The organism is Streptomyces sp. NPDC059443 (assembly GCF_042750105.1).
Classification (GTDB): Bacteria; Actinomycetota; Actinomycetes; order Streptomycetales; family Streptomycetaceae; genus Streptomyces.
The window spans coordinates 110,846-124,020 of the sequence record NZ_JBHYVM010000019.1 but is presented as its reverse complement, the minus strand read 5'-3'; the positions used below and the strand labels follow the sequence as shown (position 1 = coordinate 124,020).

The window sequence follows — 13,175 nt, the reverse complement described above, 5'->3', positions numbered from 1 at the left end:
ACGGGCCGGCCCTCAGGGGCCGGCCACTCGCGTTCCCGGGACAGTGCCCCCGCCCCGAGGGGAACTAGCGGCGGCGGGCCGTCACCGTCTTCTCCACCGCGAAGAGCTCTTCCTCCACGTGGTCCAGCGCCAGCCGCAGCGCCCCCGTGGCCACCGCCGCCTCGCCGAGCATGGACAGGGCAACGCGGGGCGGGCGCAGGCAGTACCGCTCCAGTTCCCGGCGCAGGGGGTCCAGTACCCCGTCCAGTCCGGCCGCCCAGCCGCCGACCACCACCAGCTCGGGGTCCATGGCCAGCACCAGGGCCGCCACGTCGTGGACCAGCCGCTGGATGAACCGCTCCACCGCGGCCACCGCGCGCCCGTCGCCGCGCCGGGCCATCGCGAAGACCTCCGCCACGGCCGGCTCGTCCAGCGGGTGCAGGGGTTCACCGGTGGTCGACAGCAGCCTCTCGGGCGTGACCTCGCGGCCCAGCAGATGCAGCGCGCCGATCTCCCCGGCCGCCCCGCCGAAGCCGCGGTGCAGGCGTCCGCCGATCAGGGAGCCTGCGCCGGGGCTGAGCCCGGCCATCACGAAGACCATGTCGTCCGTGTCGGTCGCGGCGCCCTTCCAGTGCTCGGCGACCGCCGCGGCATTCGCGTCGTTCTCGACCTGCACCGGACAGCGGAACGAGCGGCGCAGCCGTTCGCCGAGCGGCAGCCCGGTCCAGCCGGGCAGGGCCGTGCCGAGCCGGACCGTGCCATCGGCCTCCACGATCCCGGGGCTGCCCACGCCGACGGCCCGCAGCGAGTCCCGGGGCACCCCGGCCTTGCGCAGCAGATCGGCCACCGCCGTGCGCACCCGTTCCAGGCGCTCGTCGGCCGACGCGGTCTCGGCGACCTCCTTGGTGCCGGCGCCGATCACCCGCCCGTCCAGCCCGGACAGCAGCACCGCGATCCGGTGCGAACCGATCTCCACGCCGAGCAGGTGCCCCGCCTCCGCGCGGAAGCGGAAGCGCCTGGCCGGCCGCCCCTGGCGCCGCGCGCCTTCCTCCGCACCCGCTTCGACCACGAGCCCGGTACCGATAAGTCCCTCGACGACCCCTTCGACGGTCGGCCGGGAGAGCCCGGTCACCCGTGTGAGATCGGTGAGGGTCGGTGATTCGGCGGCGCGCAGTGCCCGCAGTACGACGGCGGAGTTGATCCGCCGGAGCAGAGAGGGGTCCCCGCCGGTCAGCTGCCCCAACGTGTGTCCTCCCAGCTAGCGAGCTTGTCAGGCGGATCGTACTGCGGACCCGGTGCGACGGCGAGAAGCAGCCCCCCATCGGCCGGAATCCGCCCCTCCTCTCGCCGCGGCTCCCGGCGGTCAGGCAGGGGACACGAACCCCGACTCGTACGCGGTGATCACGGCCTGGGTCCGGTCCCGTGCGCCGAGCTTCCCCAGGATCGCGCTCACGTGGGACTTCACCGTCTCCGTCCCGACGATCAGCTCGCGGGCGATCTCGATGTTGGTCAGTCCCTTCGCCATCAGCCGCAGCACGGCCTCCTCCCGCTCGGTCAGCGCGGCCCGCTCCAGCACCGTCCGGGCCTGCCGGTTTCCGTACTCCGCGGCCAGCGCGCGCACCGCCGCGGGGAAGAGCAGCGTCTCCCCTTCCGCCACCAGCCGTACCGCGTGCACGATCTCCGACGGCCGGGCTCTCTTCAGCAGGAACCCGTCCGCGCCGGCCCGCAGAGCCTGGTAGACGTACTCGTCGTTCTCGAAGGTGGTGACCACGAGGATCTTCGGCGGGGAGTCAACGGTCCGCAGGACCGCCCGCGTGGCCTCGATCCCGTCGAGCAGCGGCATCCGGACGTCCATCGCGACGACATCCGGTCGCAGCTGCCGTACGAGCGGGACCACGGAGGCGCCGTCGGCGGCCTCACCGACCACCTCGATGTCGGGCTGGGCATCCAGGACGGCGCGCAGACCCGCGCGTACCAGGGGTTCGTCGTCGACGAGCAGTACGGTAACCGGCATCCGGTCAGCGTATTCGCTCCAGCGGGAGCCGTGCGCGCACCCTCCAACCGCCCTTGTGCGGCCCGGTGTCGACTTCCCCGCCGAGCAGCGCGGCCCGCTCCCGCATGCCGCGCAGTCCGCTCCCGCCGCCGGCCATGACGGTGGGTTGGTCCGGCAGTGGATTGGTTACCTCCAGGTCCAGCCGGTCGGCGACCATGTCGATCCGTACCCGTACCGGCACGGGACCGCAGTGCCTCAGCACATTGGTGAGGGCCTCCTGAAGGATCCGGTAGCCCTCCTGGGTGACCGGCCCGGGCAACTGATCGAGAGGGCCTACGAGTTGTGCGTCGACGGTGGCGCCGGAGGCGCGTGCCGAGTCGAGCAGCCGGTCGGCCTCCGCCAGCGTCGGGCGCTGGGAAGGCCGCTGACCGGACTCCCGCAGGACGATCAGCACCCGTTCCAGGTCTTCCAGTGCGGCCCGGCCCGTCTCCTCGATCGCGTTCAGGGCGCGGGCGGTGAACTCCGGGTCGCCCGCGGCCCGCGCGGCCCCCGCCTGCACGACCGCCACGGTCAGCGCGTGGCCGATCGAGTCGTGCAGCTCCCGCGCGATGCGGGTGCGCTCCAGCAATTGCTCGGTGCGCGCTTCCAGCGCAGTGAGCCGCTCGGCCGCGGAGGGGCCCAGCAGCCGGTGTGCGACGGCGGTGACCAGTCGGCAGCTGCTGCTGGGCCTGGACCGGATCACCTCCGGGACGGCCACCATCGGCGGCCGGCGGTTCACGGACCTCCCCGACCCCCTCCACCAGGTGGGAGCCCTGCTCGACGCGCAGTCGGCCCACGGCGGACGCACCGCCCGGGACCATCTCCGCTTCCTCGCGGCGGCCAACCGTGTGCCGATGAGCCGGGTGGAGGCGGTCCTGGAGCAGTCGGGGATCGCCGCGGCGGCCAAGCGGCGGATCAAGACCTTCTCACTGGGCATGCGCCAGCGCCTCGGCATAGCGGCGGCCCTGCTCGCAGACCCCGCTGTGCTGCTGCTGGACGAGCCGACCAACGGCCTCGACCCCGAGGGCATCATCTGGATCCGTGAGCTCATGCGGGGCCTGGCCGCCGAAGGCCGTACGGTCCTCGTCTCCAGCCACCTGATGACCGAGACCGCCGCCCTCGCCGACCACTTGGTGGTGCTCGGGCAGGGCAGGCTGCTGGCCGACACCCCGATGGAGGAGTTCATCGAAGCGCGCAGCACCCCGAGAGTGCGACTGCGCACCACCGACCCGACCCGGCTGCGGACGGCCCTCGCCAGGGAGGACTTCGAACTGGTCACTGCCCAGGACGGGCGGTGGACCGTGGAGGGCATACAGGCCGAGCAGCTCGGGGGCATGGCCGCCCGCGAAGGCATCCCGATGCTGGAACTGGTCGACGAGAGGGCCTCGCTGGAACAGGCCTACCTCGATCTCACCGCAGAGCACGCCCAGTTCGCCGCCACCCGCTGACCCGTCACCTCCAAGGAGGCTCCTCCATGAGCACCGCTCTGCCCACCGCCCCCGTCCTGCACTCGGAATGGATCAAGATACGTTCCCTGCGCGGCACTTTCGGATCGCTGATAGCGGTCTTCCTCGTCACTGTGGTAATCCAGACGCTGGCGGCCGCGCTGATCGGCGGGACGGAGGCAGGCAGTATGGGCGAGGACCCGCTCCTCGCGGCGTTCTACGGGATCAACTTCGGCCAGGTCGCGGCCTTCGCCTTCGGCGCCACCGCGCTGTCGTCCGAGTTCCACAACGGTGCCCTGCGCACCTCGCTGACCGCGGTCCCGAACCGCGCACGGCTCTACTTGTCGAAGATGGCCGTGGTGGGCGGCCTGGCCCTCCTGGCCGGACAGCTCGCCGGATTCGCGACGTTCCTCGGCGGTCAGGCTTTCATGGGCTCCTACTCCCTAGACCTGGGCAGCCCGGGAACCTACCGTGCGATCTTCGGCTGCGGCATGTACCTCACGCTGATGGCCCTGCTGGCGGCCGGGCTAACGGCAGTACTGCGCAGCGCGACGGTCACCCTGAGTCTGCTCATACCGTTCGTGCTGATGGTGTCCTTCGTCCTCGGCGCGGTCTCCGACGGCATCGCCCGGTACCTTCCGGACCGCGCGGGCCGGGCGATGATGCGCCTCGACCCGTCGGGCGGCCTCGCCCCGTGGACCGGTCTCGGGGTCCTGGCGCTGTGGGCACTGCTCGCGGTGGCCGCCGGATGGCTGTCGATACGACGCCGGGACGCGTGACGCCATGAGACGCCCTAGAGGCGAGTACCTCCGGTGGCGGCCTCGGCGGCGGCCTGCGGACTCTCCGAGTAGTGGATGCCGGCCAACGGGCCATCCGTGGCGAGCCGTTCGGCTATCCCTGCCCGGTCCGCCCGGGCGTCGCGGCAGGAAGGCGGACCGCTACCAGCGGCAGAAAGCAGCCGACGAGAGGCCCCATGCACACGGCTATCAGCACGGTTCCGACGCCGAGGGTGCCACCCAAGAGCCAGCCGGCTCCGGCGACGGTGACCTCGATGCCGGTCCGTACGGCGGCGAAAGGCAGGCGGGTGAGCCGCACGAGACCGGTCATGATGCCGTCACGTGGTCCCGACCCGAACTGCGCGCCGAGGTAGAGCGCGTCGAAGAACGCCAGTGCGACCAGGCCGAGGGCGAGGTATCCGATCTCGGCGAGTGGTCCCCGCGGAGCGGGGAGCACGGCCGCGGTGGCATCGGCGGCGAACCCGATGATCGCGACGTTGAGGAGCGTGCCGAGCCCGGGCGGTTCCCGCAGGGGGATCCAGGCGAGAAGCACGAGCAGGGAGATCAGGTTCGTCGCCCAACCGAAGGAGATGCCGAGGGACTTGGCGGTGCCCTCGGTGAGCACGCTCCAACTGGCCGCGCCGAGCCCGGACCGGACGAGCAGCATCACGGCGGCCCCGTACCCCGCGAGGCCGAGCAGGAGCTGGGGGATGCGGCGCGCCTTCCGGGCCGCCCGGACCTGGGCGAATGCGTTCATGCGCGGGATCAGGGGCGGGTCGTGTCGAACCGGGACGGAGGTGTGGTGCGCGGTGGAAGCAGGAGGTGCCATACGGCGAGTCTCCGGGCTATCTGGACCCGGGTTCCATAGCCAGATTGCTTATGCTGGTTTGGTGAAAATCAGCTCGCACGCGGTGGCCCGGATGCTGGGGACGTGGCAGGAGGGGCCGGGGCCGGCGCATCAGCGTCTCTCCGACCGGCTGCGTCTGCTCATCCTGGACGGACGCCTCTCCCTCGGTGCGGTCCTGCCGAGCGAGCGTGACCTTGCCGTCGCGCTCGGCACCAGCAGAACCACGGTCGGTGCCGCGTTCCGCACGCTGGTCGAGCACGGATACCTCGCCACGCAGGCCCGTACCAGGGCGACGGTTCGGCTGCCCGGCGACACCACGCCCGAGCCCCCGGCCCGCACGGACGCGGACACCATCGACCTGTCCTTCGCCGCGCCGGCCGCGCCCGTCGAGATCCTCCATGCCGCCTTCGCCACGGCTCTCGAACAGCTGCCCAGGCATTTCGAGCGACACGGCTACGACCGGTACGGCACCGCGGAGCTGCGCGAAGCGGTCGCCCAGTGGTACCAGCGGCGAGGACTGCCGACCCTGCCCGATCACATCCTGATCACCAACGGCGCACAGCACGCGCTGGCGCTCCTGGCGCGCGTACTCCTGTCGCCACGGGACAGAGTCCTCATCGACCATCCGACCTACCCGCACGCGATCGCGACCTTCACCGAAGCGCGCGCCCGGCTGCTACCCGTCGCCTTGGGCTCTTCGGGCTGGGACACCGAGCAGCTCCGAGCGGCGGGGCGAGCCGCGAACCTGGCCTACCTGATCCCCGACTTCCACAACCCGACCGGGATGTGCATGCCCACGAGCGTGCGCCGACGGCTCAGGCTCGCGTGTCCCACGATCGTCGACGAGACCATGGCCGATCTGGCGCTGGACGTTCCGAGCCCGGAACCCCTGGCCGCGCACATGCCGGCGGCCATCAGCATCGGCTCGGTGTCCAAGAGCGTCTGGGGCGGCCTGCGCACGGGCTGGATCCGCGCGCTGCCCTCTCTCCTGGAACGTGTCGCACAAGCCCGCCCCACCACGGACCTCGGCACTCCCGTCGTCGAACAGCTCGCCACGGCCGCCCTTCTGAACGAGCGTCAAACCCGGCGGCCCGACGCGCTCCAGCAGCTCAGATCGCAGCGCGACGCCCTGCGGCAAGCACTCGCCGAGCACCTGCCGGACGTCCACGCCCTGCAACCAGTGGGCGGTGTGACCCTATGGGCGACCTTCCCCGAGCCCATCAGCTCGCGGCTCGCGGCCGTGGCGCCCGACCACGGAGTGACCATCGCGGCCGGCCCACGATTCGGGATCGGAGGCGCCTTCGAACGCAACATCCGACTGCCGTACACGCTCCCCCCGAGCCGGCTGTCCGAGGCGATCCGCAGACTCGCACGGGCGGAACGGGCGTTCCTCCACGGCGCTACCGGAACTCACACCCCGGCACCCATCGCATGACGAAGGAGACGACCTAGGCGGTGCGGATGGCGTGGACCAGGCCGGCGATGAGGTTCGCCCGCTCGGGCATGGCTCCGGTCACCAGGTACTCGTGGTCCGCGTGGGCGCCGCCGCCGACGGCTCCGAGGCCGTCGAGCGTCGGTACGCCCAGGGCGGCCGTGAAGTTGCCGTCGCTTCCGCCGCCTACCGCCCTGCCTTCGAGGCCGGGGAGCAGCCGCTCGGCCAGCGCGAAGAGTTGGGACGAAGCCGACTCTGGCATCGGGGGGCGGCCGACGGATCCCTGTACCGCGATCTTCGCCTCTTCGAGGTGCGGGGACAGGGCCGCGAACGCCGATTCGATGCGCTCCTTCTCGGCGGCCGACTCGACCCGGACGTCGACGATGAGGGTCGCCTCGGCGGGAACCACGTTGTCCAGGGTTCCGGCGGCCGCGACGGTCGGGGTGACGGTCGTGCCGATGTCGGGGCGGGCGAGCGCCGCGATGTCCAGTACCTGGTGGGCCGCTTCGATCAGGGCGTTGACCCCGGCCGCGGGTTCGAGGCCCGCGTGCGAGGCCCGCCCCGCGATGGAGACCTGGAACGTGCCGCAGCCCTTGCGGCCGGTCTTCAGGGCTCCGCCGTCGGCGGCGCCCTCCATGACGAGTACGGCGCCGCAGGCCAGGGCCCGTTCCTCGATGAGGGGCCGGGAGGAGTGCGAGCCGACCTCCTCGTCGGCCGTCACCAGGATCTCGATCCCCGACAGGTCGGCGAGCGTGGCCAGGCCGTGCACGGCCTGCACCAGACCGCCGAGCATGTCGAAGACCCCGGGGCCGGTCGCGTGCCCGCCTTCGACACTGAACGGGCGGCGCTCAAGGGTGCCGAGAGGGAACACCGTGTCGTGGTGACCGAGTACCAGCACCTTGGGATCGCCACCGGCCGACCAGTGGACGTGCGGCCCGGCTTCGCTCTCCACCAGGACGGCCTCACCGCCCAGGCGGCTCTCGATGAAGGCGGCGACGGTCTTGGCCGAAGTCGCCAGGGCGTCGAGATCGCGCGAGGGGGACTCGACCTCGACGAGTGTCCTGAGGTCCTCGATCATCGCGTCGACATTCACCGGGACCGCCGTGTGCATCTTCATACCGCAAGGGTAGCCAGCACGCGGAGGTCCGCCCCGCGCAGATCACCCGGACAGGGCTACGGGGCGCTGCCCGCGGCACCGGGGAAAGCGGGGAAGCCGGCGGCCGCGCGCAGGCGGGCGTACTCCTGGGCCATGGACTCGGCGGTCCAGCGGGCGTTGAGGCCACTGGGGTTGGGAAGTGCCCAGATCCGGGTGGAGCCGATGGTGCGCTCCTGGGGGCCGATCCGTGCCTTCCGCTCGCCGAAGGCGGTGCGGTAGGCGGTGACTCCGACCACGGCCAGCCACTGGGGGCGCAGCAGTTCGACCTTGGCCGTCAGGATGCGTCCGCCCTCGCGGAACTCCTCGGGGCTCAGCTCGTCGGCGCGGGCGGTGGCACGGGCCACCACGTTGGTGATGCCGAGGCGGTAGGAGAGGAGTTCCTCCTGCTCCGCCGGGGCCAGGCGGCGCGGGGTGAAGCCGGAGAGGTGCAGGACCGGCCAGAACCGGTTGCCGGGGCGGGCGAAGTGGTGGCCCGTCGCGGCGGAGAGCAGGCCCGGGTTGATCCCGCAGAAGAGCACGCGCAGACCGCCCGCGGCCACGTCCGGGAGGACGCGGTCGCGGGCGGCGTTCAGCTCTTCAGGGGTCATTCTTCGGCTGTCAGAGGATCGACCCGGGGGTGTAGCCGGCGGCCTCCGGGTGCTCCTTGGTGATCTCCTCGATGCGCGAGACCACCACGGCGACCTGGTCGCCCGCCGCGCCGGTGAAGGACAGCTTGTCGGCCATCAGGGCGTCGAGCTGGGCCCGGTCCAGCGGCATCCGCTCGTCGGCGGCCAGCTTCTCCAGCAGCTCGTTGCGCTCGGCGCCCTGCTCGCGCATGGCGAGGGCGGAGGCCACGGCGTGCTCCTTGATGACCTCGTGGGCGACCTCGCGGCCCACCCCGGCCCGCACGGCGCCCATGAGGACCTTCGTGGTGGCGAGGAAGGGGAGGTAGCGGTCCAGCTCGCGGGCCACGACGGCCGGGAAGGCGCCGAACTCGTCGAGGACCGTCAGGAAGGTCTCCATCAGGCCGTCGAGCGCGAAGAACGCGTCGGGCAGGGCGACCCGGCGGACCACGGAGCAGGAGACGTCGCCCTCGTTCCACTGGTCACCGGCCAGCTCGCCGGTCATCGACGCGTAGCCGCGCAGGATGACCATCAGGCCGTTCACGCGCTCGCAGGAGCGGGTGTTCATCTTGTGCGGCATCGCGGAGGAGCCGACCTGGCCGGGCTTGAAGCCCTCGGTGACCAGCTCGTGGCCGGCCATCAGGCGGATCGTCTTCGCGATCGAGGACGGGGCGGCGGCCAGCTGCACCAGGGCGGTGACCACGTCGTAGTCGAGCGAGCGCGGGTAGACCTGGCCGACCGAGGTGAAGGCCTGGCCGAAGCCCAGGTGGGCGGCGATCCGCTGCTCCAGGTCGGCGAGCTTCGAGGCGTCGCCGCCCAGCAGGTCGAGCATGTCCTGCGAGGTGCCGACGGGGCCCTTGATGCCGCGCAGCGGGTAGCGGGCGAGGAGGTTCTCCAGGCGGTCGTAGGCCACCAGCAGTTCGTCGGCCGCCGTCGCGAAGCGCTTGCCCAGGGTGGTCGCCTGAGCGGCGACGTTGTGGGAGCGGCCGGCCATGACCAGCTCGGCGTGCTCGCCGGCCAGCTTGCCCAGGCGGGCGAGGACGGCGACCGTGCGGTCGCGGACCAGCTCCAGCGAGAGCCGGATCTGGAGCTGCTCGACGTTCTCGGTGAGGTCGCGCGAGGTCATGCCCTTGTGGACGTGCTCGTGACCGGCGAGGGCGTTGAACTCCTCGATACGGGCCTTCACGTCGTGCCGGGTGACCTTCTCGCGCTCCGCGATGGAGGCGAGGTCTACGGTCTCCAGGACGCGCTCGTAGTCGGCGATGGCCTCGTCGGGGACCGCGATACCGAGGTCCTTCTGGGCGCGGAGCACGGCGAGCCACAGCCGCCGCTCCAGCGTCACCTTGTATTCGGGGGACCACAGGACGGCGAGCTCCGCGGAGGCGTAGCGGCCGGCCAGGACATTGGGGATGCGGGGCTTGGCAGTCACGTGTAGGGATTCTACTTGGGCCGAAGCTGTGCGTTTACGCAGGTAGGGGGCCCACCCCGGATTGTGCCTTGCTACGAGAGCCGCTCGCCCTCCGAAGCCCCGCCCGGAGCCTCGTGCACCAGCAGCTCCGGGCGCTTGGCCGGGCGGCCGTCCCCGCTGGAGCGGCCGGTCAGGCGGCGGCCGACCCAGGGGAGCAGGTGCTGCCGCGCGAAGCTGAGGTCCTGCGCGCGGCGTACGGCCCAGCCCGGCGGGAGCGCGGGCGGCAGTTCGGTGCGCCAGTCGGTCTCGGGGGGCAGGCCCAGCGCCTGCCAGACGGCCTCCGCCACCCTGTGGTGTCCCTCGGCCGTCAGGTGCAGCCGGTCCACGTCCCACATCCGGGGATCGCCGAGCACGGGGGCCCCGTACAGGTCGACCACGAGGGCCCCGTGGCGCGCGGCGAGCTCCTCGATGATGAGGAAGAGCTCCTCCATGCGCGGGCGGAAACGTTCCATCACGGGTCCGTTGCGGCCCGGGGAGCGCATCAGGACCAGCGTCTTGCACGAGGGGGCCAGCAGGCCGACGGCCTCCTCCAGGTGCCCGCGCACCCGGCCCATGTCCACCTTGGGGCGCAGGGCGTCGTTCAGCCCGCCGACCAGGGTCACCACGTCGGCGCCCATGGCGGCCGCCGCCGGTGCCTGCTCTTCGGTGATCTGCCCGATCAGCTTGCCGCGGACCGCGAGGTTCGCGTAGCGGAAACCGGGCTCGCGCGCCGCCAGGCGGTCGGCCAGCAGATCGGCCCAGCCCCGGTAGGAGCCGTCGGGAAGCAGGTCGGACATGCCTTCGGTGAAGGAGTCGCCGACCGCGACGAAACTGGTGTAAGACGCATTCATCTCCATGGCGGGAGCGATGCTACCGCGCGGTACGCCGGTTTCGCAGCGGTACCCCGCCCCCGCGGCCGGAGGCGGGGTGCCGCACGCCGCTGGGGTGCCGCACGGCCCGGCCCGGCTACGCCGACGCGGGGTTGCCGAACAGTTCCCGCAGCACGTCCTCCATCGTGACCAGGCCCGTCATGGCGCCGTCCGCCCCGAGGACCGCCGCCAGGTGCGTACGGCTGCGCCGCATCGCGGTCAGCACGTCGTCCAGCGGGGTTTCGGCCCGCACCTGGGCGATCGGCCGCAGCGCCGAGGCCGGGAAGGGCTCGTCGCGCTCCGCCGCGTCCGCGTCCAGGGCGTCCTTGACGTGCAGGTATCCCAGGATCCGGTGCTGTGCGTCGATCATCGGGAAGCGGGAGTACCCCGACTCCGCCGACAAGCGCTCCAGCCCGGCCGGGGTGATGCCCTCCCGGGCCGGAACCACTTGGTCCGCCGGCAGCACCACATCGGTCACGGGCCGGCGCCCCAGCTCCAGGGCGTCGTGCAGCCGCTCGCTCGCCCGGTCGTCGATGAGCCCCGCGTCACTGGAGTCCTTGACGATGCGGGCCAGCTCGTCGTCCGAGAAGGTGGCCGTGACCTCGTCCTTCACGTCCACCCGCAGCAGGCGCAGCAGGGCGTTGGCGAAGGCGTTGATCGCGAAGATCACCGGCTTCAGCGCCCGCGCGAGGGTCACCAGCGGCGGACCCAGCAGCAGCGCGGTCCGCACCGGCTCGGCCAGGGCCACGTTCTTCGGCAGCATTTCACCGAAGAGCATGTGCAGGTAGGTGGCCAGCGCCAGCGCCACCACGAAGGAGATCGCGTGCGTCAGGCCGGCCGGCACCCCGAAGAAGTCGAAGGCGGGGGTCAGCAGGTGCGCGATGGCCGGCTCGGCCACCACACCCAGGACCAGGGTGCACAGCGTGATGCCCAGCTGGGCCGCCGCCATCAGCGCGGACACGTGCTCCAGGGCCCACAGCACCGCCTTGGCGCGCCGGTCGCCCTGTTCGGCGTAGGGCTCGATCTGGCTGCGCCGGACCGAGATCAGCGCGAATTCCGCGCCGACGAAGAAGGCGTTGACGACCAGGGTCGCCAGGCCGATCAGCAACTGGACGGCGGTCATCGGCCCTCCTCCCCGCCCTTGTCGGACCGGCCCTTGTCGGACCCACCCTTGTCGGACCGGCCCTTGTCGGACCCGCCCCTGTCGGACGGCTCGGACGGCTCGGCCGGCGCGTGCAGCAGCACCCGCGCGGCTCGCCGCCCACTGGCGTCCACCACGTCCAGGTGCCAGCCGCCGAGCTCCAGGCTGTCGCCGACCACCGGGATCCGCCCCAGTTCGGTCGCTATCAGACCGGCCAGTGTCTCGTACGGGCCGTCCGGCACGCGCAGGCCGATCCGCTGGAGCTGGTCGGTGCGGGCGGAGCCGTCGGCGGAGAACAGCGCGCGCCCGGCGGCGTCCACCCCGGCCGAGTCCAGGTCGGAGGTCTCGTGCGGGTCGTGCTCGTCGCGGACCTCGCCGACGACCTCCTCGACGATGTCCTCCAACGTGGCCACGCCGGCCGTGCCGCCGTACTCGTCGATGACCACTGCCATCGTCTGCTTGCCGGACAGCCGGTCCAGCAGCCGGTCCACGGTCAGCGACTCCGGTACGAGGAGCGGCTCGCGCAGCAGCTGCGACACCGGGTAGCGGTGGCGCTCCTCGGCGGGCAGCGCCAGTACGTCCTTGATGTGCACGGTGCCGACGACGGTGTCGAGGCTGCCCCGGTAGACGGGGAAGCGGGAGAGACCGGTGGCGAGCGTCGCGTTGGCCACGTCCTCGGCGGTGGTCTGCACGTCGAGGGCGGTGACCTGGACGCGCGGGGTCATGACGTTCTCCGCGGTCAGGTCGGCGAGGTTGAGGGTCCGGACGAACAGTTCGGCGGTGTCCTTCTCCAGGGCGCCCGCCTTCGCGGAGTGCCGGGCCAGGGCCACCAGCTCCTGCGGGGTGCGCGCCGAGGCGAGCTCCTCGGCGGGCTCCAGACCGAACCGGCGGACCATGTGGTTCGCCGTGGTGTTCAGATGGCTGATGAGCGGCCGGAACGCCCGGCTGAAGACCCGCTGCATGGTGGCGACGCGCTTGGCGACGGCCAGCGGTGAGGAGATCGCCCAGTTCTTGGGCACCAGCTCGCCGACGACCATCAGGACGACGGTCGACAGCACGGTGCCGAGGATCAGGGCGGTGGAGGACGCGGCGCCCTCGGACAGTCCCATGGCCCTGAAGGGGCCCTGGAGCAGGGCGGCGATCGAAGGCTTGGAGATCATGCCGATGACCAGGCCGGTCACGGTGATGCCGAGCTGGGCGCCGGAGAGCTGGAAGGTCAGGCTGCGGACGGCGGCCAGGGCGCTGTCGGCGCCGCGCTCGCCGCGCTCTACCGCCCGCTCCAGTTCGCTGCGCTCGATGGTCGTCAGCGAGAACTCCGCGGCGACGAAGACTCCGCAGGCAAGGCAGAGCAGCAGCGCCAGGAGGAGCAGGAGCACTTCGGTCATCGGTGGTTCACCTCCGTCCCATGATCAGTCAGGAGGAGGGGTATCGCGCGATGTCGCGAAGGCG

General features: G+C 72.0%; 12 protein-coding genes and 1 pseudogene. 3 read left to right on the top strand and 10 right to left on the bottom strand.

Going from position 1 to position 13,175, the window contains the following annotated elements:
• Window positions 1–64: 64 nt before the first annotated feature.
• From ACFXDJ_RS19975 to ACFXDJ_RS19965, 3 genes and pseudogenes are all read right to left on the bottom strand, one after another.
• A complete protein-coding gene (locus ACFXDJ_RS19975) occupies window positions 65–1,222 on the bottom strand; it encodes an ROK family transcriptional regulator (protein WP_384655539.1) in 1,158 nt (385 codons plus the stop codon).
• Between the two features lie 120 nt (window positions 1,223–1,342).
• Window positions 1,343–1,993 (bottom strand): response regulator, encoded by a 651-nt coding sequence (locus ACFXDJ_RS19970; RefSeq protein ID WP_384655536.1) that lies wholly within the window; start codon window positions 1,991–1,993, stop codon window positions 1,343–1,345.
• Between the two features lie 4 nt (window positions 1,994–1,997).
• Window positions 1,998–2,681, bottom strand: a pseudogene (locus ACFXDJ_RS19965) (sensor histidine kinase); the annotation flags it as partial.
• On the opposite strand from ACFXDJ_RS19965, the gene ACFXDJ_RS19960 reads away from it, so the two are divergent.
• Both ACFXDJ_RS19960 and ACFXDJ_RS19955 read left to right on the top strand, forming a co-directional pair.
• The gene (locus tag ACFXDJ_RS19960) at window positions 2,674–3,459 is read left to right on the top strand and encodes an ATP-binding cassette domain-containing protein (protein ID WP_384655533.1); all 786 of its coding nucleotides are present in this window, start codon (window positions 2,674–2,676) and stop codon (window positions 3,457–3,459) included. The pseudogene ACFXDJ_RS19965 and the gene ACFXDJ_RS19960 overlap by 8 nt on opposite strands.
• 26 nt (window positions 3,460–3,485) lie before the next feature.
• Window positions 3,486–4,235 carry an ABC transporter permease subunit gene (locus tag ACFXDJ_RS19955; protein ID WP_384655531.1) on the top strand — a complete coding sequence of 250 codons (750 nt, stop codon included), beginning with the start codon at window positions 3,486–3,488 and terminating at the stop codon, window positions 4,233–4,235.
• A gap of 112 nt (window positions 4,236–4,347) precedes the next feature.
• Here ACFXDJ_RS19955 and ACFXDJ_RS19950 read toward each other — a convergent pair whose 3' ends face one another.
• Entirely contained in the window at window positions 4,348–4,989 is a 642-nt protein-coding gene (locus tag ACFXDJ_RS19950; RefSeq protein WP_384655528.1) for a YitT family protein, read from the bottom strand.
• 133 nt (window positions 4,990–5,122) lie between these two features.
• Between ACFXDJ_RS19950 and ACFXDJ_RS19945 the strand changes: the two genes are divergently transcribed.
• Window positions 5,123–6,514 (top strand): PLP-dependent aminotransferase family protein, encoded by a 1,392-nt coding sequence (locus tag ACFXDJ_RS19945; RefSeq protein ID WP_384655525.1) that lies wholly within the window; start codon window positions 5,123–5,125, stop codon window positions 6,512–6,514.
• 13 nt (window positions 6,515–6,527) lie between these two features.
• On the opposite strand, the gene ACFXDJ_RS19940 is transcribed toward ACFXDJ_RS19945, so the two are convergent.
• The 6 genes from ACFXDJ_RS19940 to ACFXDJ_RS19915 form a co-directional block, all read right to left on the bottom strand.
• Window positions 6,528–7,622 carry a M20 family metallopeptidase gene (locus ACFXDJ_RS19940; protein WP_384655554.1) on the bottom strand — a complete coding sequence of 365 codons (1,095 nt, stop codon included), beginning with the start codon at window positions 7,620–7,622 and terminating at the stop codon, window positions 6,528–6,530.
• A 62-nt stretch (window positions 7,623–7,684) separates the two neighbouring features.
• Entirely contained in the window at window positions 7,685–8,254 is a 570-nt protein-coding gene (gene mug / locus ACFXDJ_RS19935) for a G/U mismatch-specific DNA glycosylase (RefSeq protein WP_384849810.1), read from the bottom strand.
• 10 nt (window positions 8,255–8,264) lie between these two features.
• Complete coding sequence (gene purB, locus ACFXDJ_RS19930) at window positions 8,265–9,698, bottom strand: adenylosuccinate lyase (protein WP_384655520.1); 1,434 nt, start codon at window positions 9,696–9,698, stop codon at window positions 8,265–8,267.
• A gap of 71 nt (window positions 9,699–9,769) precedes the next feature.
• Window positions 9,770–10,573: an SGNH/GDSL hydrolase family protein gene (locus ACFXDJ_RS19925; protein WP_384655518.1), complete on the bottom strand. Its 804-nt coding sequence runs from the start codon at window positions 10,571–10,573 to the stop codon at window positions 9,770–9,772.
• Between the two features lie 109 nt (window positions 10,574–10,682).
• Window positions 10,683–11,708 (bottom strand): hemolysin family protein, encoded by a 1,026-nt coding sequence (locus tag ACFXDJ_RS19920; protein ID WP_384655516.1) that lies wholly within the window; start codon window positions 11,706–11,708, stop codon window positions 10,683–10,685.
• A complete protein-coding gene (locus tag ACFXDJ_RS19915; protein ID WP_384655513.1) occupies window positions 11,705–13,111 on the bottom strand; it encodes a hemolysin family protein in 1,407 nt (468 codons plus the stop codon). Before ACFXDJ_RS19915 ends, ACFXDJ_RS19920 begins: the two co-directional genes overlap by 4 nt.
• Window positions 13,112–13,175 lie beyond the last annotated feature (64 nt).